Source organism: Pseudoalteromonas sp. S16_S37 (assembly GCF_014694405.1).
In the GTDB taxonomy this organism is placed as follows: domain Bacteria; phylum Pseudomonadota; class Gammaproteobacteria; order Enterobacterales; family Alteromonadaceae; genus Pseudoalteromonas.
The window spans coordinates 12335-37394 of record NZ_JAAUWV010000016.1 but is presented as its reverse complement, the minus strand read 5'-3'; the positions used below and the strand labels follow the sequence as shown (position 1 = coordinate 37394).

Below are 25060 nucleotides of genomic sequence, written 5' to 3'. Positions count from 1 at the left end.
ACACTAACAGATTAGGTTGGCTTTGCCCAATAGTGCTGATTTTATGCACACCACTGCGGTTGTTCGAACCAAACAATGTCGCCAAAGCCTGCTATAAAACGTACCCGCTCTATTTTCAATTGCCATATATTAAAATCTAATAGGTTGGCGTAATTGTGAGCTTCAGGAATACGCTCAACGAACTGTTGAATTAGATATTGGCTAGAGGGCCTGGGTAGCTGTTTTGCAGTGGCCAGTAAAGTTAGCCTAGAAATTTCAGGGCTATTGATATTATGTTCATCAAACACGGTGAGTGATAACTTGGCGTGTCGACGGAGGTTTTTTGTATGTTGTGCTAAATCGCTAATAAATAAAAAAGGTGTGTATGCATTATCGTCACAAATATACTGTACTGTTGAGCCAAAAGGATAACCTGGCATAGTGCTAGACAATGTTGATAGTACAGCCATATTTCCACAAGCCACTAGCTGTCTTGCTTGTTGTATAAGCTGTGCTTGTTTATTGCTCATCATGTAGCTCAATTCAGGGCTGTTATAAACAAAAAATAGCACATAAAGTTGTTGAGTTAGCTTGGTTGTGCCATGTTTAACAAGGTTTTTGTAGTTTTTTACTGGTTTAGGGGTTTGATATACCAAACAATTTTAAAGTTTTTATTCTAATTTCTAACCATGTATGAAATATTAACCTTTTGATTTGTACTAGGAGTGTGCGTTCTGCACGATTTGCCAAAATGCTCAAACAACTTTCCATTAAGCAAAAGATAATATTGGGGTTTTCCAGTCTCGGAACTCTACTATTAATCTCAAGTGCGCTAGCATATACCGCGCTTAAGCAGATACATCACGCTAATATGGAGGTTAAAAGCGTTGCGTTACCAATTTTAAAAACCGCTAATGCGCTTCAGCTACAGCAAAGCGCTTTAAGTAAATTGGTTTCAAAAGCATTTAGCGAAAATGATCAAGCAAACCTCAAAACTATCACCACCCGATTTGCACAAGGGCAACAGCGCTATCAGCAGAAACTATCCGAGCTACATGAGGTAACCGCAAACAACCCTCAATTTTCTGCTTTGCTCAGTAGCATAGTGTCGGTGAGTAAAGAAATAGATCAACAAGCAAATTCGTTGTTATTAGCAAAGCAAACGATTTTTGAAGCACGCCTTTCAATTAAAAGTAACATGCAAAAATTCGAGCAGTATCGTGCTGCCGCCAGCGACGCCATGCTAAATCTTGAACTGGTTGAAACAGATAATACTCGACAGCGTGCCGAGGTTGCGGGAACGGGTATACGTATCGACGACATGATGTATACCTTAAGTGACAATGTGAAAGTGATAAATCAGCTAGAAGCGGCTAATTGGCAATCCCAACAAGAGGACGTACGCTTTTTGCTTGGCAATGTTCAAGATAATTTTGAGTTTTTAAAGCGCCAGTCGCAAGGTTTAGATGTTAGCGCACTACTGGAAGAGTTTAGTGAGCAGTTAACTAACATGATTCAATTGTTAGATGAGCCAGGCTCTTTATATCAAAGTGTTGAGAAAAAATTAGCGGCTCTTGCACAGGCTGAAATGGCATATAAACAAGCAGAGCTCTCTACTGAAAAGGTGCAAAATACACTACAAAAATTGCAAATGGTTTCAGATGAGCAATTTAGTTTCTATGAGAATGTGGCTGAGCAAAAAATACAACAGGCACAACAAACTGCTTTGATAATGGCTATGGTATTTGTTGCTTTGGCTGTTTTTATTGCGATATCAACCAGTCGAGCGATGTTGGGGCCTTTGGCTGCGGTTAACAAGATGCTTGGTTATTTAGCGCAGGGTGACTTTTCTCGGGCAATGAAAAAGCGCAGCGATGACGAATTTGGCATGCTAATAGACAACATTAATCGCGTAAAGGATAGTCTAAGAGTACTCCTTGAGGATATAAACACTAAGGTACATGAGCTTGAGCAAATGTCTGAGTCAACGCAGCTGCGTAGCCAAACTTTGGCACAGAATTCACAACAACAATTAAAGCGCATTGATAGTGCAGCGAGCTTAGCATCAGAAATTGCCAACAGCGCGCAACAAGTAAGTACGGAGTCTGCGACAACATTAAACAGTATTCAACAAGCGCAGCAACAGAGCTTAAGTGTTAACCAAATTGCCAACGACAATAAACAGCACATGCTATCTCTTAATACTAAGATGGCTAATGCTGTACAAGTGATGGATAAGCTCACCCTTCACAGCGATAATATTGGATCAATTTTAGATACCATTGTCTCGATAGCTGAGCAGACTAATTTACTGGCACTCAATGCGGCCATAGAAGCGGCTCGTGCAGGAGAGCAGGGGCGAGGCTTTGCGGTCGTCGCAGATGAAGTGAGAACATTGGCCGCTCGTACTCAGTCTTCTACCAATGAAATTAATACCATGATTGAGTCGCTGCAGCAGGATACAAAACTTGCCAATAGCGCGATTGTAGACGGTCAAAGCACAAGTCAAACATGTGCACAAAGAAGTGAATCCTTATCCGAAGCAATTGCCCAAATAGAGCAAGTGTTGATACAAGTGCATGGGTTGAGCGCGCGTGCTAGTGACGTAGCGAATGACCAAGTTTCTTATTGTCAAAAAATAGAAAGTGTTATGGCGAATGCTCAGCAAACTGCCAAAGAGAATGCCAATGAGATGCAGCATATGGCACAAGCGAGTGAGTCCTTAAGTCGCTTTGCAAACTCATTAACTGAGTTAGTGCGTCGCTTTAAGCTGTAACGCTGACCGAATGTAAAATGTTACGACACTCACTGAGGTTCATAAAGTAGGGCACAGGATAATCTGGGTGGGCCTCTTTTAAAGCCTCTTTGGCGAGTGTATCAATATCTTCATTACGCAGCTCTGTGAAGTGGGTTTGGATATTCATCATCTTCAGTAGCTGCTCAATGTGTGTTAACAAATCTTGTGCTTGGCGAGCTATTGGATAGTCCAAAGAAGTGAGCCTGCATTCTCGCGCTATCATAGCAAGCGTGTCGTCAATTCTTTGCCCATACCAGCGCAATACAGGCAGTAATAAAACAGCGTTCGACAACCCGTGTGCAGTACCATAATTAGCACTTAATTGATGTGAAATAGCGTGTACATAGCCAACCGAGGTGCGGGTAAATGCTTGTCCGGCGTAAAATGACGCCAGCAACAGTTGCTCTCTGGCATGCAAGTCGTTGCCTTTTGCATATGCTTTGGGGAGATAAGTAAAAATAATATCACAGGCTTGTAGTGCTCGTTGCCTACTAAACGCTAGTGTATTGACGCTCAACAGCGCCTCAATCGCGTGCGTCAGAGCATCTATGGCGGTGGTTGCGGTGAGATGCTCAGGTAAGCTGGCAGTTAACTCAGGTAACAACACCGCGTGTTGTGGCACCAAAGAAAAGTCGGTTGCTGCATACTTTAGTTGCGCTTGGGGGTCATTTACAACCGCAGCTACTGTGGTTTCTGCACCTGTTCCTGCTGTAGTTGGAATCGCAATATTGGGAGGAAGACGCCTGAGTACCTTGAAAAGACCTTTAAAATCAGACACAGCTTTGTTTGGCCTGACCACTTTTGCACCGATGAGTTTGGCGCAATCTATCACCGACCCACCACCGATGGCGATGATCCCGCGACAGTTATTTTGCTGATAACAAGCAAAGCCTTGCTCTACGTTAGTAATGCTCGGATTAGGGTTAACGTCAGCAAATACTACTGGGATAAGGCCTAATTTATTAATGAGCTCAATTTGCTTATTGATTATGGGCAGCTGAATAAGAGTTCGATCTGTAACGATGAGCACTTTACTACCTTCACTCAGATCTAGTGCATTGATGGCATCAGCAAGGGCATTATTACCACGATGTAACTGGGGATTTGGCACACCAATAAAAATAACAATACATTTCAAAATGAAGTGATAACAACGATACAGTAGCGCCATGTTTATACTCAATTTTTATTCAAGAACAAAAATGTAGCATAAAGTGATTTATTCATCTAATGCAGGTGGGGAGTTTTTGGCAGATATAACAAAGCCGCTATAAAGCGGCTTTGTTGAGACTAGCGGTTAGGCTGTAAAGCTAACTGGGCGTCGTTCCTTACGCTCACCGTCACGGCGAGGTGGACGTTTACCGTCGTTGCGTGGTTCTTTGAAGCTACGCTTCTTATCACCACGAGGCTCTGAACCACCTGCTTGATCAGCAGGATGTGAGCTCTTAGTTAGCTTCATAGGACGCTTACAGATAATGACGTTTTGGAAGTGCGATACCACATCCGCAGGCATATTTTGAGGTAATTGAACCGTACTGTGTTCATTGAACAGACGGATATCACCAATAAACTTGCTTGAAATATCAGCTTCGTTCGCAATAGCGCCAACAATGTTCTTAACTTGAACACCGTGATCACGGCCCACTTCGATGCGATAGGTATCCATTGGACCTTGTGAGCTATTACGTGGACCTCTGTCTGAACGCTCGCCTGAACGCTCGCCTGAACGCTCTGAACGTTCGCGACCTTTACGTTCACCACGAGGCGCAGCATCACGGCCACGGCCTTCACGAGCACCTTCACGACGATCATCACGTTCACGACGTTCGCGTTGGAACTTGATCTCTTCGACCTTAAGTGGCGACTGTTGCTGAGCTAAACAAAGTAATGCACCAGCTAAGTCTTCAGCACTTAACTCAAGCTTCGCAGCTAAATCTTTTGCTACATCATTAAAGAAGGTGATGTCTTTGTGCTCAAGAGCTGTTGAAAGCTTAGTTTGCAAGCTTGCGATACGCTTTGCTTCAACCGCTTTAGCAGAAGGAAGTTCAACTTCAGCAATTTCCGAATTAGTGTGACGCATAATATTGCGCAGCAAGTAACGTTCGTTGTGTTTTACGAACAATATCGCTTTACCGCTGCGACCTGCACGGCCTGTACGACCGATACGGTGAACGTATGCTTCACTATCTTGCGGAATATCATAGTTGATAACTAAGCTTAAACGGTCAACGTCTAGACCACGTGCAGCAACATCAGTTGCGATAACGATGTCTAATAGACCATTTTTCAAACGCTCAACTGTGCGCTCACGTGCTTGCTGGTTCATATCACCATTAAGCGGTGCCGCTGAAAAACCTTCATGCTCAAGCAGCTCAGCAAGTTGCACTGTGTCGTTACGTGTACGAACGAACACAATAGCACCATCGTACTCTTCAGCTTCTAAGAAGCGTACAATTGCCTTGTTTTTGTGAACACTTGCTCTCCAAAACACTTGTTCTACAGTAGAAACCGTAGAGTTACGTGCAGAGATGTGAACCTGTTGAGCATTATCTAAGTATTTTGCACAAATAGATTGAATTTGCTTAGGCATGGTTGCAGAGAACAAACAAGTTTGTTTATTCTTCGGCGTTTTTTCCATGATGCTTTCAACATCATCGATGAATCCCATGCGTAGCATTTCATCTGCTTCATCGAGCACAAGTGCACGTAAATCAGATAAATCTATTGTTTTACGGTTGATATGGTCAATTAAGCGGCCCGGAGTAGCAACAATGATTTGTGCACCACGGCGCAATGCGCTCAACTGAATGCCATAGCTCTGTCCACCATAAAGCGCTAGTACTTCAACGCCTTTAGTATATTTAGCATATTGTTCAAATGCTTCTGCCACCTGAATGGCAAGTTCACGAGTTGGTGTTAACACCAAAATTTGTGGCTGCTTAGTAGCCGGGTCAATATTGTTCAATAGTGGTAAAGCAAATGCTGCTGTTTTACCTGTACCCGTCTGCGCTAGTCCCAGTACGTCCTTTCTTTCTAGCAATAACGGTATACATTGAGCTTGGATCTCAGATGGTGTCTTGTATCCTTGCTCTTCGACTGCTTTTAAAATTGCAGGAGAAAGATCTAAAGATTTAAACGTGACTGGTTCTGACATTAATGCGCCTCAACGAATTTAAAGAGGCGCGCATTGTATAGGAAAAGCGAATCAAATGCTTGTACTAATTAGAACTAATTTATATGTGGTTGAAGTTGTGTGTTTTTTAATCAAACCCAAAGTGGGTAATTAACATCGTGTTTACTAAGTCGGTGTTAATTCGCATATTTTGAACAGCAATCACTTTTAGTTGTAAAGCTCCAAGTTCTCTTTTGCATAAGCTTCAAATTCGGTAAAACCGCCAATGTGGTTTTGATCAATGAACACTTGCGGTACGGTTGGACAAGGTTTTCCTGCAGACTTTTCTAAGTCGGCTTTACTGACCCCTTCTTTGATAATATCAACGTAACGGTAGTTAAAGTCATCTCTTTGGCTTGATAAGCGCTCGGCAACTTCTTTGGCACGCACACAATAAGGACATCCTTCGCGACCAAAAATAACTGTAAACATAAAAAATCCTCTTCACATAAGCTGGTTAGTTAAACCCAGTGTAGAGGATTTCTCTCGAAGTAAAAGAGACAAAAAACAATCAAAGCAATCGGTATTTCCGATTACGTTCTGTAAACGGTTTTAATAAGGTGATAGCCAAATTTTGTTTTTACAGGACCATGCACTTCAAACAAGGGTTTTTTAAACACCACATCATCAAATGCTTTGACCATATCACCTTTATTAAACTCACCTAAATCACCGCCACGTTTTTTTGAAGGGCAGATTGAGTATTGTTTAGCGAGCTTGTTGAAGTCACCGCCTTTAGCAAGTTTTGCTTTGATGTCTAAGCATTCTTTTTCGGTTTTGACCAAGATATGGTATGCGCACGCTTTTGGCATGGTTACTCCTAAAATAGTTACTCAGGCGGGATCATGAAGGGCTTGCTATTAAAAAACAAGCCCTGAAAGAGGGGAAAAGGCCAAAATTAGAAGTTTAGAAAGTGACGCTAAAGCCGATTGAAGGGCGCATTTCAAAATCGTCTTCTTCTTCTTTGATGTATAAATCATCAACCGACTTAACTTTCTTGTAGTCCAAATCAATGTAGCTAATGTTTTTCTGACCATAAGCATTCATTAATTCAAGGATCAATTTGCCATCAAGTCCAAACAATTGGGTTTTTCGCTCAAAACGAATATCCAATCTGTGGTACAAGTCATGACGTTTGGAAAACGGTTCGCCATAAACTGGTAAATAGTGGTCTACATAGTCAGGGTTTTCTTTTACTCCAACAATCGGTGTGTAGGTTTGTCCACTGCGTGCGGTAAAATTAAAACCGCCTTCCCACAGCTCGTTTATTTCATAATGGAATACGGCATTAAAGACCAAAGGCGTGTCGGCATAATAGTCACGGGTTACGTTGGCTCTGTTGTCCGTCCGTTCGCTTTTAGCGTAACTCAGAGCAACCCATCCATACCAGTTGTCGGTTTTGTTTTTGCTAAGCAATAAATCGACCCCGTAAGCTTTACCCTCAACTTGGTTGCTATACAGCAAGTGTGCATCTGGCGCACTTGGATCTATTGCCAAAGGTAAGTCATCCATAGTTTTATAGTAACCTTCAATCGACCATGACCACTCGTTTTCAAGTTGCTGTTCAAATCCGAGTGTAAAGTGATCGGAAGTTTGTGATTTTAACTTGGGATTACCCACTTTAGGGATTATGTAGTCTACGTCCTGCATGCGATTGTATTGACCATATTTAGCAGTAATCGTACTGTCGTCGCTAAGGTAATAATTAAGCGCTACACGCGGTGACATAAAGTCTTCATCGGTGTAGTCATTGTGTTGCAATTGTACACCCACTTCTGATTGCAATTTGTCAGTGACTTGCCAAACATGCGTTACACCGATAAAACCGGAGTCGATAGCAATTTGTTGTTTGCCTGTGATACGTTCACCTTTTTTTAAGTCGCAATCAGGGTCAAGTTCGGTACATAAGTACTGAAAAGTATCGTATTTGAAGGTGGTCTCGTTATCAAAATAAGCAAAATCAGTAATGATCCTATGTGCTTGGTTGATACGATAGTTAAGTTGTGCCTTATAGCTGTATTGCTTCTCTTCCTCTTGTTCAAAATAACCCGAACTTAAAGTCGCTTTTTTACCGTATTCAAGTCGTCCTGAATGGTCTAGTGCACCCACGCCAACTCTTAGATGATAGTTTTTACTGTAGTGATCCCACAGTAAACTTTGGCTGGTGAACTCACGAATAAACCGAGCATCCCCTTGGAGCTCTGGTGTTTTTTTTGCGAGTTCAGCACGCTCATTGAATCCAGCTGCTGCTGAATCTTCAGCGCCCGTGAAGTTAAAGGTGAGGGTATTGTTGTTATCTATATCCCATAACCATTTACCTTGATAGTCATGATCATCAGGCGCATCGTTGACAACGATGCCGTTTTTTTCACCATCATCATCTTCTAACTCTTCACCTTCAGAGAAAAATAATGGCAGGGTGCTTTTGCGTGCCGAAAAATAAAAAGCGGTGTTCTCGGTAGCTTGGCCTTCAACAAAAACTCCAGCATTAAACATGGTAAAATCAAGCGTTGTGGTGATAGGTTGATATTTGGGGTTGCGCAAAGTCACGTCAAATACCGCACCGGTTGCGTTACTATATGCCGCGCCATAGCCTGCGGAATACAATTGAAAATCTTGGATAATATGGCGGTTGAATATAGAACTTCCGAAGTCATGGAAAATATAACCTGCAGGCATAAAGTCGACCTCGAAAATATTGTCACTGGGCGATGAACCTCTTACCGCAGGCTCGCTCATCGAACCTCCTGCAGCCACTACGCCAGGCAGAGCATAAACGGCACGCAGAGGGTCGCCCATAGCGCCCGGCATTTCAACTAGCTTTTCAGTATCCTCGGTAATAGAGCTTGTGATGCTGCTACGTTTGTAGTGCACTTCAATGTGTTCCATATTGTTCGGTTTGTCTTGGGCGTGTGTTGCAAGTGCAATACACATCATTATGGGGGATAACAAAAATACTTTATTTTGGGCACGAGAGAGCATGGTTTATTTCCTGCACTAAGTTCATTATTGAGTGCAAGAATTGTACTTTGTTGACATGTAGAAGTGTTTTAAATTTGGGTAATAATGTGTGTGATAAGTCTTACATATACTTACATTCTCAAACGTAAACCGAGTTCTGTTGAGTAACCCATATCTCGCTGGATTATATTTCCGCTTTCGTCAATAACATAGTAGCTTGGATAAGCTCTGATTCTATAGTTTGCTGCAATATTTTCGTTGCCAAGCAAGATAGGTAACGATAGCTTTAGGTCGGCAACAAACGCACTGATCTGGGCTTTATTCTCATAGTCGAGTGCAATGGCCACTGCATTCACTTGCTGTTGTTCATAGAGCTTATTCAGGTTTGGCATGCTGTAGCGGCAAACGTTGCACCAAGGCGCAAAAAAGTAAACCACGACTTTTTGCCCTCTGAATGCGGCTAAACTAATACGCTCTGCAGAGTTAAGTTGCGGCAGTGAAAAATAGGGGGCTGGTTGATGTTCACTTGTAGGTAGCATGTCTCTTTGTTGGTAAGCGTTAAATAGCAAGAACACAATAACGGCGATGACAATTTGTAAAAGTGTTTTGACCATAAAGCTTATTAACAGTTAGAAAGCGTAGCCAAAGCTTACTATGATTTGGATTGCAGGGGAATGTGTGATGCACCTACCCTACGCACATCACACTATGGCTCTAGCCTAGGTAGCGTTTTGCTTTTTGCGGTTTAATTTTAGTTAAATCACACAGTACCAAGCCATCTATACAATTATTAAAATCGGGATCAATGCTGAAGCAAAGGAAGTTAGCGCCATCCTCTTCACAAACTTCGGTATATTGCTTAAATAGTGTGGGCACCTGAGCACCTAAATTAGCTAAAACATGTTTCAGCTCTGCAAAGTCTTCCTTAATGTCATTGCCATGGAATAGGTTTTTATACTGTTCAATTTGTTGGCTGGTAAGCTTATACTCATTTTTAGGCTGAGCATGGTCTGGCAAACGAGAAAAGTAGTGTTGATAGTGATAAACCAGCATCGCCTTCGCTTCGTCAGGCAAACTGTTGGATAAGCTTACCGCGCCAAATAAATATCTGTGTTCTGGATAGCGTTTAACAAAGGCACCAATGCCATACCAAAGGTAATCTAAGCTTTTCCTTCCCCAATACTTTGGTTGCACAAAGCTTCTGCCAAGCTCTAGGCCATGCTCGAAGTATGGCGCCATTTTTTCGCTGTAATCAAATAGACTATCAGTATACAAACCTTGCTGGCCATATTCTTCAATAACCTGTTTAGCACTGGCCATACGATAAGCGCCAACAAGTTCTAACTGGCTTGGATCCCAAAGTACTAAGTGGTGATAATGCATGTCGTATTTATCAATATCTCGGCGTTTGCCACTGCCTTCGCCAACTGCACGAAAGGCGATTTCTCGCAAGCGGCCAAGCTCTCTGAAAATAACGGAACTGCCCTGATAATGGTATAAGTAAATCTGCATACCATCTTGGGTTTGTCCTAGTAGTTCACATTCTTCGAGAGCTTTTTTAAGCTCTTTTTTACACTCAGGAACCGCTATTGGGGTTTGAGTTTTAAGAGGCAGTGTTTTTTTGCTATTGAGTCGATAAAGCTGTTTTCGTATCAAACCGACTACTTCTTTATCTTTCAAATTTTCGATGATATACGACTCAGGAGGAATACATGCGCCTATCTCGAACTCAAGAGATTTCTGGCGCTGTTTAAACATTTCTTTGACCAATAATAAACTCGCAAGCGGCTTGTAGATCATAGAAGTGCCGTAAAAAAGCGGGCTGTTTTTTGCCTTAATATATATAGGCAAAATAGGACAATTGGCTTTTTTGGCCATACGTAAAAAGCCTGAATTCCATTTACAGTCTTTGATGCCTGTAGGGCCAAGGCGTGAAACTTCACCAGCTGGGAATATTAAGAGTATTCCTTCATTTTTCAGATGTGCTTGGATGTTTGCTAACTCTTGTTTACGACTAGTCCCTGATAAGTTATCAACGGGGAGTAATAATGAGTGCATGGGAGTAAGCGACATTAACATACGGTTTGCGACTACTTTCAGATCTGGGCGTACTTTGGCAATAACACGAATTAAGGCTAGCGCATCCAACGAGCCAATTGGGTGGTTTGCAACGATTACAACGCTTCCTTCACTGGGGATATGCTCAATCTGTTTTGGCTTGTAGCGTGCATCAAAATCAAGTTCATCTAAAACTTGCTCAACAAACTCAATGCCTTGTAGGTGTGGGTAAGTGTCAGCAAACGCAACAAACTCTTGCTCATGTAACAGGTAGCCTAGTCCTTTTTTAACTAATCCTTTTACTTTTGGGGAGTGCTCTAACTGTGGCAAGTTAGCTTCGATCACTTTATCGACACTGATCATAAAACTGTCCTATTGGATATCATTAACATTAGATTAAAAATATCTAGTGACACCCATGTTGCAAAATTCTGTCATTTATATGACATTGAAATACTGCATTTTGTTTTTTACTGCGCTGGGTTTTTGGTTTTGATTTAGTTAGCATTGGCCGTAATCATTACGAACTGGATAAACATATGTCATTGCTTGTTTGCGTAACTCGAAAAGACAATACAAAGCTATTAGATACATTAAACGCACAGTTGCCTGACGTAGATATATATGAATGGCCTCATTGCCCCGATTTGGCTCAAGTTGAGTTTGTTCTCGCTTGGAATGCACCTGATGAACTTTGGACTCAGCTACCAAATTTAAAGGTTGTACAGTCATATGGTGCTGGTGTGGATGGTATTGCAATGCATTTTTTGCCAGAGCATGTTACTGTGACGCGTATCGTAGACAGTCAGCTAACTAAAGATATGGCCCAGTACGTGCTGACTCATGTTTTGGCTCATAAGTTGAGATTAAAGCAATACTTTGTGCAACAGCAGCAGGGAGTATGGAAACCTAAACGAGCGCATCAAGGAAATCATGTTGGCATAATGGGGTTAGGTGAACTCGGCCAAGCGGTTGCAAATCAATTAGTTGACAATGGTTTTAAAGTGAGTGGCTGGTCAGCATCAGAAAAAAATATTGCTAATGTTGCGACATATGCTAGCCAAGAGCAGTTAGAGCTGTTTTTGCATAAGTTGGATTATCTTGTATGTTTATTGCCGTTAACAAAGCATACAAAAGGTATATTAGATAAAAGCGTATTTTCATTACTGCCAAACCACTGTGTTTTGATTAATGTCGCAAGAGGTCAGCACCTTGTTGAGGAAGACTTAATCTGGGCGTTGGATAACAATGAGCTAGCGGCTGCAAGTTTAGATGTATTTACTCAAGAGCCGCTCGATAGTGATCACCCTTTTTGGCTGCACCCAAATATTACTATTACGCCACACTGTGCTGCACTAACAAGTGTCACAACGGCTTGTGAGCAAATTGCAAAAAATTATTTATCTTTATTGAATAGTGATAAACTAACAAATACTGTTGATAGAACAAAAGGGTATTAATCATTCTTGACCCTTTGCTTGATAGGTTAGAGTTAGTTTGTAAAAGTGGTAATAAATTTATCATTGCGTATTTTAACTTAAACTTGTACCTGCCAAGTCACAAAAAGTTCACTTTACATTCATTTTCCTGTATATAAAAACACCTTGTTTGTTGATGGGATATTCAGTAGATTATTAGAAAATAATAAAAACAGGAGGCTATAAAATGAAAGGTAAACAAAGCGGTGTGAAGTTTTCAATTGTCCTTTTTTCGGTCATATTATTGGGAGTTTCAGCTTGGTTTACAAAGGCTCAAGCAAGTGAGTTTCAAGAGCCTAACACAACAGTGACCGTTAACGTTTAGCGTGAAGTTCTCTGTTTTCTAACTTTTTCTCATCACTCTTTTTAAGTAACACATAAGTCGTAGCGCTTCCGCCATGGCACTTTAATGCGCTATGGAAAGCCAAAACTTGAGGCATCTCTTGTAGCCACTTATTGATATAGCTTTTTAAAATTGCGGGAAAAGGTTTACTTTTCAGTCCTATCCCGTGCCTAACCAAGAGCACTCTGATATTTCTTTGCTGACAATCTAAAACAAACTCAAATATTGCGCTGCGAGCTTGGTGGAACGTCTTACCGTGTAAATCCAGCGTGGCATCAATTTGGTATTTGCCTAACCGCAGGTTTTTAAACACGCCTTCTTGAACGCCTGATTTTTTGTATGCCAATAGGTCGTGTGGGTCTACTAAATCGACATATTCGGTAGATAAAAAGTTGGCATCAAAATCTATTTCTTGTTGAGCAGCACGACGTTTTTCTAGCTGAGATATGGTTGGTGAGTGCTTGATCTGTGCAAGTTCAATTTGATTGGTTTTTGCTAATGGGGTGACATCCCCCATCGAAGCTAGGAATAATTCTTCGTCTGTCATAGCCATACTACACCTGAGAAATACAACTGAGAGTATGGCTGGGATTTTAGCTTAGTCGAACACGGATGACTACTAACTCAGTTCGATTTGTCCGAAAGTATAAACCTTAAACAAATAAAATGTATTAATTAGAATAAGGCTGAGGTTAGATACCACACTCGTATTGACTAGATCCAAGCTGAACGATAAAAACAGCAAGCTACATGCGGCAATTGCAGCTGCGCGCAGAAGCGTGATTTGGTTAATAAAAAAGGCGCCTAAGCCTAGAGTAAGCAATACAATATTAATGAGCCAGTTGAACTCGTTGAGCATGGTCTGTTTGGTCTTCCATTGTTGATTAAAGGAGCGCCATTATGGTGATCATTTAACCATGCTTCAAGCGAGTATTTTTATAATTTTCAGATTAGTTTTTTTAATCCAAAGCTAGCTTTTTTAGCGCAGAAATAAACCCAGCCTGTTCAAGGATCTGATATTTTTGGCAGGTGTTTGGGTTGTTCTGATCAACGCATAAATACAAGGTGTTACGCTCTAAAGCTGGTCTAGGGTGCAAGTTTGAATCGAATAAAACAGGGTCTATGCCAGGCAAGCCATCCCAATAAACGCTTTGCGAGACTAAACCAAGTTTTTCGTAGGTGATTAACTTTGGTTTTGGAAAAATAAATGCGACCAATGTGAATACGGCCAATGCCACCCATTTTCCAATAGGTTTTTTTTCATTCGCGGGTTGAGCGACTACCTCGGCGTTTTGAGGGGCGGATTTTTCAATCGTTAAGTTACCTTGATGAGGTGTTCTTTTTATCCGAGCTTTGTGCTTTCCCTGAACTTGACCAAGTAATGCTTGTTTTTTATGCTTTTTTTGTTTATTTAAATTGTTTGACATGCTTAGATGTAGCCTTTTAGTTGCAGCACTCTATAATAGTTCTATCATCTAAATAATAGCGTATTTTTATGTCGCAGCCTATGGGAAAGGATTATGGATCAGCAAATCTCAATACTAATCGTCGATGATGTCGGTACGGTACGTAGCTTTTTACACCAAACCTTAATGCACCTAGGTATTGATCGTGTGAAGGAAGCATCAACGGTTCGTCAGTGTATCAGTGCATGTGAAGAGCAGCATTTTGATATTGTGTTTTTAGATATTGAACTGCCAGATGGGGATGGCAAAGAGATAATCGCTCAGTTAAATGAAATAAACCCCGACCTGAATGTAGTGATGGTGTCTGCTCACTCAACGGTCGAAAATGTTAAAGATGCGATTGAACTTGGCGCGAAGGGGTTTGTTGTAAAGCCATTTTCACCAAAAAAAATTGCAGCTATGTTGAAAAAGTTTTATCCAGAGCTAGAAATAAGTTAAGTAAGTCTCATATTTCAGGCATAAAAAAACCGACTTTCGTCGGTTTTTTCAATCAAAAACAAATTATAGTGCTTTAATTTTAGCAACTAAACGGCTCTTATGACGAGCAGCTTTGTTTTTGTGAATAAGACCTTTAGTTGCGTAACGGTCTAAAATTGGTGTTGCAACAGCAAATGCTTTTGTTGCAGCTTCTTTGTCACCAGCTTCAATTGCAGCGATTACTTTTTTGAAGTATGTACGCATCATTGAACGACGGCTTGCGTTGTGCTGGCGGCTTTTTTCGCTAGTAATAGCGCGTTTTTTTGCAGACTTGATGTTAGCCAAGGTTTGCTCCTAACAATCTTAAAATAAGCTTAATTTAAAGGCCGAGGAATATGCCCGTTTTAATCGCAAAAGTCAATACAATTTGACAACTGCGGCCTTTGTTTCTTTATCATCGGTGGCCTGTTCACACTAAAACAACAGCAAATCATTTGCTCAATCCAGTAATCTCAGGCATTAGAATCACATCAATGCCAAAGAAATTCCTCGGCTGTTGCGATTAATGGCGCGTATTGTAACAAACCTTGCAACGTTCACATAGTGTTAGGGGAAGAAATTTTATTCTGGGCATCGTTTGAACTCAATTGAGTGGTTATCGTGGCACAATCTTGTGGCATAATTGACAGGTTTTTCATGATGTTTTTGCTATGTAGGGGAAGAGGGTGGCCAAAGGGTTATTTAAGTCGGGTATGATTGTCAGTGCGATGACCATGATTTCGAGAGTCATGGGCTTGGTGCGTGATGCCGTTGTAGCAAATTTGCTGGGTGCCGGACTTGCTGCCGATGTATTTTTATTTGCCAATCGCATTCCTAATTTTTTACGACGACTGTTTGCCGAAGGGGCGTTTGCACAGGCGTTTGTGCCAGTTCTGTCTGAGATTAAAGAAAAACATGGTGATGATGAAGTCAGGAACTTTGTGGCGCAGGCTGCAGGTACGCTAGGTACTATTTTGATGTTAGTCACACTTTTGGGAGTTGTTGGCTCCCCGGTTATCGCTGCGTTGTTTGGAACCGGTTGGTTTATTGACTGGTGGCACGGTGGCGCAGATGCAGAAAAGTTTGTGTTAGCCAGCGGTTTGCTTAAGCTCACCTTTCCTTATTTATTCTTTGTGAGTCTCGTTGCGTTGAGTGGGGCTGTGTTGAACGTATACAATCGTTTTGCCGTCGCTGCCTTTACGCCCGTTCTTTTGAATGTATCAATAATCGGCTGTGCAATATTTCTGCATGACGCATTTTCTGTTAGTGCTTATGCCTTAGCTGTAGGGGTTTTTGTAGGGGGAGTTGTACAACTTGCTTTTCAATTACCATTTTTGTATCGCTTAAAAATGCTACGAAGACCGCAATTTGCATGGCGCTCTCCACAGGTGACTAAAGTTCGTAAGCTTATGTTACCGGCGATGTTTGGTGTTTCAGTCAGTCAGATCAACCTATTGCTTGACACTGTTATAGCCTCTTTGTTGGTAACAGGCTCAATTTCTTGGCTTTATTACTCTGATAGATTAATTGAATTTCCCCTTGGCTTATTTGGTATAGGGATCGCGACCGTCATTTTACCTGCTCTTTCTAAATTGCATGCTGGCGATAAGCTTGAAGACTTCCAGAATACGCTAGATTGGGGGGTGCGATTTGTGCTGTTTTTAGGCTTTCCAGCTATGATGGGACTTATTGCGATCAGTCCATTAATCATTTCGGTATTGTTTGATCACGGCGCTTTCTCTGACTCGCAAGTGGATCATGTGCAAGCAGTTAGCTATGGTGTTGCGGCTTACAGTGTTGGTTTAGTTAGCTTTATGCTGATCAAAGTATTGGCTCCAGGTTTTTACGCGCGTCAAAATACCAAAACACCGGTGCGTATCGGCATTATGACCATGGTGCTGAATATGGTGTTTAATATCGCTTTGGCACCTTTTATTGGTTACATCGGGCTTGCTTTAGCAACCTCGTTATCTGCGTCATGTAACGCCTATTTGTTATATCGCCAGCTCAATAAAGAGAATGTGTATCGCATTTCTACTTTCACTTTTATGTTTGCAGGTAAAAGTGTGTTGGCTGCACTGCTTATGTCTGTGAGTGTTTACTACGTAATATCTTTATACAATTGGCAGACTTGGCCTTGGGTTGAGCAAATTATCTTACTCAGTGGTTTACTCGTACAAGCGATGGCAGTGTATTTTAGCGTTATGTTTGTGCTCGGGGTAAGGCTATCAACCATTAAGGAACTCAGGCAGTAGCATATCTGATGTTCGCATTTTTGGGGAACTTGGGTATAATCGCTCACTTTCAACCATTGCGGAAATAAGGCATTGATACTATGCAGCTGATCAGAGGTATTCACAATATTCGAGCGCATCATTTTGGTTGCGTGTTGACTATTGGTAACTTTGACGGTGTGCACCTTGGCCATGTTGAAGTATTAAAAGGGCTTAAGCAAGATGCGCAAAAGTATGGATTGCCCAGTACGGTCATGCTTTTTGAGCCGCAACCGCAAGAGTTTTTCGCCAAAGACAATGCACCCGCTCGATTAACTCGCTTAAGAGATAAATTGGTGTTGCTGTCTAAGTTGGGCATTGAGCGTGTGATTTGTGTGAGTTTTAATGCAAAATTTGCAGGCCAAGATGCCGAGACTTTTATCAAACACGTACTAATAGACAGATTAGGCGTAAAAGCGTTAACGGTTGGTGATGACTTTCGTTTTGGTAAAGGCCGTCAGGGTGATTTCGACATGCTTAAGCGTGTTGGCGATGTGCACAATATGCACGTAAAAAGTACGGCAAGCTTTCGCCGCGATGACCACCGAGTGAGTAGCACGTTAATTAGGCAAGCACTGGTACAAGGTGAACTTGATAAAGCGCATGAAATGCTAGGCCACACTTATGCTATTTCTGGTCGTGTAATTCATGGTTGGAAAAAAGGACGGGAGCTAGGTTTTCGCACCGCTAATATAGCGCTTAAACGTCAGGTAAATCCCGTTAGAGGGGTATTTGCTGTTAAAGTGACGCTTGACGATAATCAATACCAAGGCGTTGCTAATGTGGGGAATAAGCCTACGTTAAATGGTACAAAAGCTTTGCTTGAAGTACATTTATTTAATTTTGATGAAGATGTCTACGGACATTTTATGCAAGTGGAGCTGATAAAGAAGCTTCGCGATGAGCAAAAATTCGATACATTGGAACAACTAACAGCGCAAATCGCTCAAGATGTTGCTGCTGCAAAACAATGTTTTAATTTTAAGTAGCCGATACGGAAACTAGGATAAATGAGCGACTACAAACATACTTTAAATCTACCGGAAACTGAGTTTCCAATGCGCGGAAACTTGGCGCAACGCGAACCAAAAATGCTTAATGCTTGGTATGAAAAAGATTTATACGGTCGAATTCGTGACGCGAAAAAGGGTAAGAAGCCATTTATTTTGCACGATGGTCCTCCATACGCGAACGGTGATATTCACCTTGGTCACTCTGTAAACAAGATCCTAAAAGACATTATTATCAAGTCGAAAACATTGTCTGATTTTGACGCGCCATACGTGCCTGGTTGGGACTGTCATGGTTTGCCTATTGAACTGCAAGTTGAGAAAAAAGTAGGAAAGCCAGGTCATAAAGTATCTGCTGCTGAGTTTCGTGAAAAATGTCGTGCTTACGCGGCACAGCAAGTGGAAGGTCAAAAAGCAGATTTTAAACGCTTAGGTGTATTGGGTGATTGGGATAAGCCTTACTTGACCATGAACTTCGATTTTGAAGCGAATGCTATTCGTGTGCTGGGTCGTATTATCGAAAAAGGCCACTTACATAAAGGTGCTAAACCTGTGCATTGGTGTACAGACTGTGGTTCTGCACTTGCTGAGGCGGAAGTTGAATATCAAGATAAGCAATCTCCAGCAATTGATGTGCGCTTTGACTTTGTTGACCAAGATGCGGTGATTAAAGCATTTGATTTAGCATCAGGCCATGAGGGTAAAGGGTTAGTAAGTACTGTTATTTGGACTACAACGCCTTGGACATTACCAGCAAACCGTGCTGTTGCAGTTCACGCGCGTTTGGAATATGCACTTGTACAAGTAGAAGATGAAGGTAAAGAGCAACGTATTATCCTAGGTTCTGAGCTAGTTAAAGATGCCATGGACCGTTTTGGCTTCAAGCACTTCCACGTACTTGGTTATGTAAAAGGTGAAGCTCTTGAAAACTTACGAGTGGCACACCCGTTCTTAGAAATGGATGTACCTGTAATTTTGGGTGACCATGTAACAACAGACTCTGGTACTGGTATTGTTCATACTGCACCTGGTCACGGTCCTGAGGATTTCTCGGCAGGTCTAGCGTATGGCCTAGAAGTGGCAAATCCAGTAGGTGCAAATGGTGTCTTTTTACCTGATACCCCTATTTTTGCAGGCCAACATGTATTTAAAGCAAATGCGAGCATTGTTGAGTTACTAACGGAGAAAGGTGTTTTGATGCACCACCATGCGCTTCAACACAGCTACCCACATTGCTGGCGCCACAAAACGCCAATTATTTTCCGTGCAACACCACAATGGTTTGTAAGCATGGATCAAGCTAATTTACGTAAAGACTCATTAGCTGAAATTGGCAAAACGCAGTGGATCCCTGAATGGGGCGAAAACCGTATTGCTAACATGGTTGAAGGCCGCCCAGATTGGTGTATTTCTCGTCAACGTACGTGGGGTGTGCCAATTGCGCTATTTGTAGATAAAGACACCGGCGCGCTTCATCCAAATACCAAAGCGCTTATTGAGCAAGTAGCTAAGTTGGTTGAAGAAAAAGGCATTCAAGCATGGTATGACTTAGAGCCTGCAACGTTACTTGGCGATGACGCTGAGCAATTTGTAAAAGTGCTCGATACACTCGATGTGTGGTTTGACTCAGGTGTGACACACGCATGTGTTGTTGATGCCCGTGAAGACTTGACTGGTCCGGCTGATCTTTACCTTGAAGGCTCAGATCAACACCGTGGCTGGTTTATGTCATCAATGATGACGTCGGTCGCAATTAACGGTCACGCACCTTATCGTCAAGTGTTAACGCATGGTTTTACGGTAGATGAAAATGGCCGCAAGATGTCAAAGTCTTTGGGTAACGTTATCTCTCCGCAAAACGTGATGAACAAACTAGGTGCCGACATCTTACGTTTGTGGGTTGCATCGACAGATTACACTGCGGAAATGACGGTTTCAGACGAAATCTTCAAACGCGCAGCTGATCGCTACCGTCGTATTCGTAACACCAGCCGTTACTTACTGGCTAACCTAAGTGGTTTTAACCCCGCGACTGACTTAGTTGCTGTGGAAGATATGGTTGAGCTAGACCGTTGGATTGTGGCTCGTGCTGCAGCACTGCAGAGCGAAATCATCAATGCGTACGATAACTACCAGATGTTAGTCGTAACACAAAAGCTAATGAACTTCTGTACAGGCGAGTTGGGTTCATTCTACCTTGATGTTATTAAAGACCGTCAGTACACGGCGAAGAGCGATAGCCACGCGCGTCGTTCGTGTCAATCTGCCCTTTATCATATCGCAGAAGCAATGACTCGTTGGATGGCGCCAATCATGAGCTTTACGGCACAAGAGATCTGGGAAGTTCTACCTGGTGAGCGCGATGAGTTTGTATTTACTGACGTATGGTACAGCGGTCTTACAGATGTGACTGAAGGTGCATTGAACAACGAATACTGGCAAAACCTGCTAGAAGTTCGTGATGAAGTGAACCGAGTACTAGAAAGTGCACGTAAAGAAGAGCTGATAGGTGCAACATTACAAGCTGAAGTGACGTTATACACAGGCGGCGATTTAGCTGAGTCACTACAGAAAATCGGTGATGAATTGCGTTTTGTATTGCTGACATCTAAAGCCGTTGTTGAAGTAGTAAATGCGAAGCCAGAAGGCGCGATTTCAACTGAAATTGACGGTTTATACATTGCCATTAATGCAACACAAGCGGCTAAATGTGAGCGTTGTTGGCACTACTGTGATGATGTAGGACAACATGAAGCGCATGCTGAACTGTGTGGACGTTGTGTAAGCAATGTTGATGGTGAAGGCGAAGAACGTCAGTTCGCATAGGAGCAATACGTGACTAACACAACTCAAAAAAGTGGTTTAGTCTGGTTATGGCTGAGTCTACTGCTATTTGCAGTAGACTATGTAACCAAAGCAGTTGTAATTGCAAATATGGAGCTCTATGAATCAATAGAGATCCTGCCATTTTTTAACCTTACATACATGCATAACTACGGCGCGGCATTTAGTTTTTTAAGTGAAGCAGGTGGTTGGCAACGCTGGTTTCTAAGCACCATAGCGATTGCGATCAGCTCACTCTTACTATACTGGTTGAAAAAGCTCTCGGCGCGTAACTGGGTGTTGTGTAGCGCTTACGCAATGGTGTTGGCGGGTGCACTAGGTAACCTGATAGACAGATTGATCCATGGTTATGTCATCGACTTTTTGCACTTCTACTACCAAAATTGGCACTATCCGGCGTTTAACGTGGCAGATATGGCGATTGTTGGTGGCGCAGGTTTGTTAATTTTTGATGCCTTTAAAGGCGATAAAGCGCAGGAGAAAAAAGCATGAGTGAGCAAGTGATTGGTCCGCAATCTGAAGTCGTGTTTCACTTTTCAATTAAATTGGAAGATGGCTCTGCTGCAGATTCAACAAAGGTCCATAATAAGCCTGCTAAGTTGTTTATGGGTGATGGCAGCCTGACAGAAAACTTTGAAAAGTGTTTGTTAGGCCTAAAAGCAGGTGAAAGCAAATCGTTTGATTTGCAGCCCGAAGATGCATTTGGTCATCCAAACCCTGACAACATCTATTACCTAGAGCGCAGTAAATTTGGTGCTGATGCGCCTGCTAAAGTCGGGAATATTATTGCTTTTACACAGCCTGATGGTACTGAGCTTCCTGGTCTTATCCGTGATGTCGCGGGTGACTCTGTGACCGTTGACTTTAATCATCCTTTAGCTGGTCAGCCTGTGACCTTTGAAGTTGAAATTCTAGAGGTTAAGAACTGATGGATATTTTGCTAGCAAACCCAAGAGGTTTTTGTGCTGGTGTTGACCGTGCTATCAGCATTGTTGAACGAGCCTTAGATATTTTTGAAAAGCCTATTTATGTTCGTCATGAAGTTGTTCATAACAAATATGTGGTTGATGGTTTGCGCAAACGCGGTGCAGTGTTTGTAGAAGAGCTGCATCAAGTGCCTGACGATAGCATAGTTATTTTCAGTGCTCATGGTGTATCTCAGCAAGTACGTCAAGAGGCTAAGCGCCGTGAACTTAAAGTATTTGATGCCACATGCCCGCTAGTAACTAAAGTACATATGGAAGTTACGCGAGCAAGCCGCAAAGGTACTGAGTGCGTGTTGATAGGTCACCATGGTCATCCAGAAGTAGAAGGCACAATGGGGCAATACGATAATCCCAATGGTGGAATTTATCTGGTTGAAACCCCAGAAGATGTTGCTAACTTGCAGGTGAAGAACGCAGAAAATCTATTTTACTGTAGCCAAACTACCTTATCGGTTGATGATACAGCAGATGTAATTGACGCGTTGCGTGCGAAATTCCCGCAGATCCATGGACCTCGAAAAGATGACATTTGCTATGCCACTCAAAACAGACAAGATGCAGTAAGAGACTTAGCTGACAAAGTGGATGTATTGCTTGTTGTAGGCGCGAAAAATAGCTCGAACTCAAATAGATTGAGAGAGCTTGCAGATAAAATGGGCACGAAAGCTTACCTAATCGATGATGCACAAAGCGTTGAAACACAATGGTTTAGTGATGTTAAGTCGGTTGGTGTTACAGCTGGCGCATCTGCTCCAGAGGTTCTGGTTCAACAAGTGATAAGTAAACTCAAAGAGTTAGGTGGTAAAACTGTAACTGAAAACCCAGGCGAAGTAGAAAACGTGGTCTTCGCTGTACCTGTAGAGCTTAGATAAGTCTATTGGCGGATTAATATGTTTAAGTCGAGTGATTTAACATCTCAGCTGCTGCCTACCATTATCACACCTAGAGGTGTACTTGCTATGCTTGTCACCTCGCAAATTCTTGCCTTTGTATTAGCATTTGCACCAATGAGTTATGAAAATGTTTGGGTTCGCCTCGGCATGTTTAGCTTGTTTGTCCATACTGTGAGCGCCGTTGGTTTTAGCGCGCTTTATGTGCTGAGAGCGTATTTGTGCCAATATGGCATGTATCGCCAAGTAATATTAATCGTTGCAACCTTTGCAGCCATTACTGGCATGCTCAGCCTCATTATTACTTTTTTGTTCCCTGAGCAAGAACCACATATTGATTGGTCATTCTTATTCAAAAATATGACTATTTGCTTATTTGTGTCGTTATTGTTTATCCACACTATGACGATTTTTTTAGATAAGCTTCAAACCGTAGAGACTTTGTCAAAAGTAGAGCTAGAGGCGCTCAGTGCTCGAATTCGGCCGCATTTTTTGTACAACAGCTTGAACACAATTGCCGAACTGACCCAGTTAGATGTACATGCTGCAGAGCAAGCGGTGATCACCTTAGCTCAGTTATGTAAAGCAACAATGCATGTACAGCAACTCAATTCATTAGCCGCTGAACTGCAATTAGCTAGGCGATATTTGGAACTAGAGCAGTGGCGATTTGCCGAACGCTTAGCCATTGACTGGCAATTACCACAAAATATTCCCGATGTTCAACTGCCCGTTTTGACGATACAACCTTTGCTTGAAAACGCCATAGTACATGGTGTTGAAGGTAATTCAGGTGCGACACAAATAAACATCAAATTGACGCACAGTGAGGCATTTATTGAGCTTGAAATAAGCAATAGCTATGCGTATTCTCAGTCATACCAGCCTCAAGGGAACGGGCTGGCGCTGAAAAATATCCGAGCTAGGTTAGCATTGCACTTTGGGGCCAAAGCAGGTTTACATACAGAGGTCGTGGGTGATCGCTATATCGTCCGCTTGACGCTGCCATTGGTAGGTGTTTCATGAAGTACATGATTGTTGATGATGAGCCTCTGGCTCGTCAGCGGATCAAAAGGTTACTCGCCTCATTTGCAGAGTTTGAATGTATCGCGCAAACGGGCAAGCCCGATGAAGTGATGACATTAATAGTCCAACATCAGCCGCAATTGATATTTTTAGATATCAGTATGCCCGAGATATCTGGTCTAGAATTGGCAAAGCGTATCAATTCTTTACCCGCAATACCTAAGATTATTTTTGTAACTGCGCATCCACAATATGCGTTGGATGCTTTTGGTGTGTTTGCCAGTGGATACTTGGTTAAACCAATAGAGCAAAGCGAATTACACCAGTTGTTACAACACTTATTTCCACCAAAAATTCAATATACCCTTGGCAATCAGACTCGCTGGGTTGAGGTGAGAGAGATACTCGTCGCGCGAGCTGACGATAAATACACGCAACTCTATTTTCGTGCAGGACAGGCCATCATAGAGACCAGCCTGAAACAACTATCTGAACGCTACCCTGAACATTTTGTACAAGTTCATCGAAATACCTTAGTTAAACGCAGTGCCATGAAGGCGCTGGTCAATAATGACGGTGGTTACTTTGTGTCGGTAGAAGGTTTTCCAGAGCAGATCGCAGTGAGCCGCCGTGCTGCAAAGGCAATAAAATCCAGCAATTGACCGTTTATCGGCAATATCTACCATTCATGGGTCAATAGCCTTGTTTATTTCCTACCTTTTTGTACGCTAAGTCTATATAACTTTATCTGAAGGTTAGACATGCTAATGAAAGCCGCCAACAGCAAAGGCTTTACGCTGATAGAAGTCTTGATAGCGTTTATGGTGCTTAGCTTTGGGTTGCTAGGTGCTGTGGCGTTACAAGCCAAGGCAAAACAAGCAAGTTTTGACGCGATGCAGCGCGCCGCAGCCATTGCTCTTGCCAACGATATAATGCAACGGCTGCGAGTGAATGACACACAAGCAATTAGTGCTAACTACAAAGTAGTGTTCAATAGTAAAACAGCTCTAAACCCCGTCACCCGTTGCTTTAGTGACCAATGTAATGCCGCTGCGATTGCGGCAACGGATATTGAACACTGGCGTCAAGCCATACGTGCTCGAGAGAATACCGGCTCGTTAGACAATACCACGGTATGTATTACCCCAACCGTTGTTGGTGGTACCCGTAATCGTGGTTTTAATGTTGAAGTAGTGGTGGCATGGCAAGGCAGGCAAGCGATGAAAGCAAGTGCAGATAATCAAGCTATTAACTGTGGTATCAAAAATGATAAACGTCGTTTGGTGGTGCTCAATAGCTACATTCTTTTGAGGGCCTAATA

The 25060-nt window shown here is 42.3% G+C and carries 24 protein-coding genes; 12 read left to right on the top strand and 12 right to left on the bottom strand.

The window, feature by feature from the left end; all coding sequences use genetic code 11:
• Positions 1-41 precede the first annotated feature (41 nt).
• Positions 42-512, bottom strand: coding sequence for a HugZ family pyridoxamine 5'-phosphate oxidase (locus HC733_RS09650; protein ID WP_238937512.1), 471 nt, complete (start codon positions 510-512; stop codon positions 42-44).
• A gap of 194 nt (positions 513-706) precedes the next feature.
• On the opposite strand from HC733_RS09650, the gene HC733_RS09645 reads away from it, so the two are divergent.
• Positions 707-2755, top strand: a complete 2049-nt coding sequence (locus HC733_RS09645) for a methyl-accepting chemotaxis protein (RefSeq protein ID WP_342366005.1) — start codon at positions 707-709, stop codon at positions 2753-2755.
• Here HC733_RS09645 and HC733_RS09640 read toward each other — a convergent pair.
• The 7 genes from HC733_RS09640 to HC733_RS09610 form a co-directional block, all read right to left on the bottom strand.
• Positions 2745-3947: an iron-containing alcohol dehydrogenase gene (locus HC733_RS09640; RefSeq protein WP_190364832.1), complete on the bottom strand. Its 1203-nt coding sequence runs from the start codon at positions 3945-3947 to the stop codon at positions 2745-2747. The genes HC733_RS09645 and HC733_RS09640 overlap by 11 nt on opposite strands.
• Before the next feature lie 126 nt (positions 3948-4073).
• Entirely contained in the window at positions 4074-5930 is a 1857-nt protein-coding gene (locus HC733_RS09635; RefSeq protein WP_190364831.1) for a DEAD/DEAH box helicase, read from the bottom strand.
• 186 nt (positions 5931-6116) lie between these two features.
• The gene (locus HC733_RS09630) at positions 6117-6380 is read right to left on the bottom strand and encodes a GrxA family glutaredoxin (RefSeq protein WP_190364830.1); all 264 of its coding nucleotides are present in this window, start codon (positions 6378-6380) and stop codon (positions 6117-6119) included.
• 101 nt (positions 6381-6481) lie between these two features.
• Positions 6482-6760, bottom strand: coding sequence for a peptidylprolyl isomerase (locus HC733_RS09625; RefSeq protein ID WP_190364829.1), 279 nt, complete (start codon positions 6758-6760; stop codon positions 6482-6484).
• A 94-nt stretch (positions 6761-6854) separates the two neighbouring features.
• Positions 6855-8930, bottom strand: a complete 2076-nt coding sequence (locus tag HC733_RS09620) for a TonB-dependent receptor plug domain-containing protein (protein WP_190364828.1) — start codon at positions 8928-8930, stop codon at positions 6855-6857.
• 110 nt (positions 8931-9040) lie between these two features.
• Positions 9041-9523, bottom strand: coding sequence for a TlpA family protein disulfide reductase (locus HC733_RS09615; protein ID WP_190364827.1), 483 nt, complete (start codon positions 9521-9523; stop codon positions 9041-9043).
• Positions 9524-9623: 100 nt separating this feature from the next.
• Positions 9624-11330, bottom strand: coding sequence for a lysophospholipid acyltransferase family protein (locus HC733_RS09610; protein WP_190364826.1), 1707 nt, complete (start codon positions 11328-11330; stop codon positions 9624-9626).
• Positions 11331-11506: 176 nt separating this feature from the next.
• On the opposite strand from HC733_RS09610, the gene HC733_RS09605 reads away from it, so the two are divergent.
• The gene (locus tag HC733_RS09605) at positions 11507-12427 is read left to right on the top strand and encodes a 2-hydroxyacid dehydrogenase (protein WP_190364825.1); all 921 of its coding nucleotides are present in this window, start codon (positions 11507-11509) and stop codon (positions 12425-12427) included.
• Positions 12428-12759: 332 nt separating this feature from the next.
• On the opposite strand, the gene smrA is transcribed toward HC733_RS09605, so the two are convergent.
• From smrA to HC733_RS09595, 3 genes are all read right to left on the bottom strand, one after another.
• A complete protein-coding gene (gene smrA / locus HC733_RS09600; protein WP_190364824.1) occupies positions 12760-13341 on the bottom strand; it encodes a DNA endonuclease SmrA in 582 nt (193 codons plus the stop codon).
• A gap of 66 nt (positions 13342-13407) precedes the next feature.
• Positions 13408-13647 carry a hypothetical protein gene (locus HC733_RS23125; RefSeq protein ID WP_152085332.1) on the bottom strand — a complete coding sequence of 80 codons (240 nt, stop codon included), beginning with the start codon at positions 13645-13647 and terminating at the stop codon, positions 13408-13410.
• Positions 13648-13747: 100 nt separating this feature from the next.
• A complete protein-coding gene (locus HC733_RS09595) occupies positions 13748-14215 on the bottom strand; it encodes a hypothetical protein (RefSeq protein WP_190364823.1) in 468 nt (155 codons plus the stop codon).
• A gap of 93 nt (positions 14216-14308) precedes the next feature.
• On the opposite strand from HC733_RS09595, the gene HC733_RS09590 reads away from it, so the two are divergent.
• A complete protein-coding gene (locus tag HC733_RS09590) occupies positions 14309-14692 on the top strand; it encodes a response regulator (protein ID WP_190364822.1) in 384 nt (127 codons plus the stop codon).
• 63 nt (positions 14693-14755) lie between these two features.
• Here HC733_RS09590 and rpsT read toward each other — a convergent pair whose 3' ends face one another.
• Positions 14756-15016 (bottom strand): 30S ribosomal protein S20, encoded by a 261-nt coding sequence (gene rpsT, locus HC733_RS09585; RefSeq protein WP_190364821.1) that lies wholly within the window; start codon positions 15014-15016, stop codon positions 14756-14758.
• A gap of 380 nt (positions 15017-15396) precedes the next feature.
• Here rpsT and murJ point away from each other — a divergent pair, with 380 nt between their 5' ends.
• The 9 genes from murJ (at position 15397) to pilV (ending at position 25058) form a co-directional block, all read left to right on the top strand.
• Positions 15397-16965, top strand: a complete 1569-nt coding sequence (murJ, locus tag HC733_RS09580; protein WP_342366004.1) for a murein biosynthesis integral membrane protein MurJ — start codon at positions 15397-15399, stop codon at positions 16963-16965.
• Between the two features lie 80 nt (positions 16966-17045).
• Complete coding sequence (gene ribF / locus HC733_RS09575; RefSeq protein ID WP_190364820.1) at positions 17046-17972, top strand: bifunctional riboflavin kinase/FAD synthetase; 927 nt, start codon at positions 17046-17048, stop codon at positions 17970-17972.
• Between the two features lie 21 nt (positions 17973-17993).
• Positions 17994-20819: an isoleucine--tRNA ligase gene (ileS, locus tag HC733_RS09570; protein WP_190364819.1), complete on the top strand. Its 2826-nt coding sequence runs from the start codon at positions 17994-17996 to the stop codon at positions 20817-20819.
• A gap of 9 nt (positions 20820-20828) precedes the next feature.
• On the top strand, positions 20829-21329 hold the full coding sequence (lspA, locus tag HC733_RS09565; protein WP_190364818.1) for a signal peptidase II: 501 nt from the start codon (positions 20829-20831) through the stop codon (positions 21327-21329).
• Positions 21326-21766: an FKBP-type peptidyl-prolyl cis-trans isomerase gene (fkpB, locus tag HC733_RS09560; protein WP_190364817.1), complete on the top strand. Its 441-nt coding sequence runs from the start codon at positions 21326-21328 to the stop codon at positions 21764-21766. The genes lspA and fkpB overlap by 4 nt, the downstream gene beginning before the upstream one ends.
• A complete protein-coding gene (ispH, locus tag HC733_RS09555) occupies positions 21766-22695 on the top strand; it encodes a 4-hydroxy-3-methylbut-2-enyl diphosphate reductase (protein WP_190364816.1) in 930 nt (309 codons plus the stop codon). Before fkpB ends, ispH begins: the two co-directional genes overlap by 1 nt.
• Before the next feature lie 18 nt (positions 22696-22713).
• Positions 22714-23739 carry a sensor histidine kinase gene (locus HC733_RS09550; protein ID WP_190364815.1) on the top strand — a complete coding sequence of 342 codons (1026 nt, stop codon included), beginning with the start codon at positions 22714-22716 and terminating at the stop codon, positions 23737-23739.
• Positions 23736-24401, top strand: coding sequence for a LytR/AlgR family response regulator transcription factor (locus HC733_RS09545; RefSeq protein ID WP_190364814.1), 666 nt, complete (start codon positions 23736-23738; stop codon positions 24399-24401). The genes HC733_RS09550 and HC733_RS09545 overlap by 4 nt, the downstream gene beginning before the upstream one ends.
• A gap of 99 nt (positions 24402-24500) precedes the next feature.
• Positions 24501-25058: a type IV pilus modification protein PilV gene (gene pilV, locus HC733_RS09540; protein WP_446727636.1), complete on the top strand. Its 558-nt coding sequence runs from the start codon at positions 24501-24503 to the stop codon at positions 25056-25058.
• Positions 25059-25060 lie beyond the last annotated feature (2 nt).

Coding starts and splice junctions, on each gene's coding strand:
- HC733_RS09610 (WP_190364826.1), bottom strand. CDS start 11,330: ATGATCAGTGTCGATAAAGTGATCGAAGCTAACTTGCCACAGTTAGAG.
- pilV (WP_446727636.1), top strand. CDS start 24,501: ATGCTAATGAAAGCCGCCAACAGCAAAGGCTTTACGCTGATAGAAGTC.
- HC733_RS09630 (WP_190364830.1), bottom strand. CDS start 6,380: ATGTTTACAGTTATTTTTGGTCGCGAAGGATGTCCTTATTGTGTGCGT.
- HC733_RS23125 (WP_152085332.1), bottom strand. CDS start 13,647: ATGCTCAACGAGTTCAACTGGCTCATTAATATTGTATTGCTTACTCTA.
- fkpB (WP_190364817.1), top strand. CDS start 21,326: ATGAGTGAGCAAGTGATTGGTCCGCAATCTGAAGTCGTGTTTCACTTT.
- ribF (WP_190364820.1), top strand. CDS start 17,046: ATGCAGCTGATCAGAGGTATTCACAATATTCGAGCGCATCATTTTGGT.
- HC733_RS09615 (WP_190364827.1), bottom strand. CDS start 9,523: ATGGTCAAAACACTTTTACAAATTGTCATCGCCGTTATTGTGTTCTTG.
- HC733_RS09635 (WP_190364831.1), bottom strand. CDS start 5,930: ATGTCAGAACCAGTCACGTTTAAATCTTTAGATCTTTCTCCTGCAATT.
- smrA (WP_190364824.1), bottom strand. CDS start 13,341: ATGGCTATGACAGACGAAGAATTATTCCTAGCTTCGATGGGGGATGTC.
- HC733_RS09625 (WP_190364829.1), bottom strand. CDS start 6,760: ATGCCAAAAGCGTGCGCATACCATATCTTGGTCAAAACCGAAAAAGAA.
- HC733_RS09595 (WP_190364823.1), bottom strand. CDS start 14,215: ATGTCAAACAATTTAAATAAACAAAAAAAGCATAAAAAACAAGCATTA.
- HC733_RS09640 (WP_190364832.1), bottom strand. CDS start 3,947: ATGGCGCTACTGTATCGTTGTTATCACTTCATTTTGAAATGTATTGTT.
- HC733_RS09605 (WP_190364825.1), top strand. CDS start 11,507: ATGTCATTGCTTGTTTGCGTAACTCGAAAAGACAATACAAAGCTATTA.
- HC733_RS09550 (WP_190364815.1), top strand. CDS start 22,714: ATGTTTAAGTCGAGTGATTTAACATCTCAGCTGCTGCCTACCATTATC.
- HC733_RS09620 (WP_190364828.1), bottom strand. CDS start 8,930: ATGCTCTCTCGTGCCCAAAATAAAGTATTTTTGTTATCCCCCATAATG.
- HC733_RS09545 (WP_190364814.1), top strand. CDS start 23,736: ATGAAGTACATGATTGTTGATGATGAGCCTCTGGCTCGTCAGCGGATC.
- HC733_RS09590 (WP_190364822.1), top strand. CDS start 14,309: ATGGATCAGCAAATCTCAATACTAATCGTCGATGATGTCGGTACGGTA.
- ileS (WP_190364819.1), top strand. CDS start 17,994: ATGAGCGACTACAAACATACTTTAAATCTACCGGAAACTGAGTTTCCA.
- ispH (WP_190364816.1), top strand. CDS start 21,766: ATGGATATTTTGCTAGCAAACCCAAGAGGTTTTTGTGCTGGTGTTGAC.
- HC733_RS09650 (WP_238937512.1), bottom strand. CDS start 512: ATGATGAGCAATAAACAAGCACAGCTTATACAACAAGCAAGACAGCTA.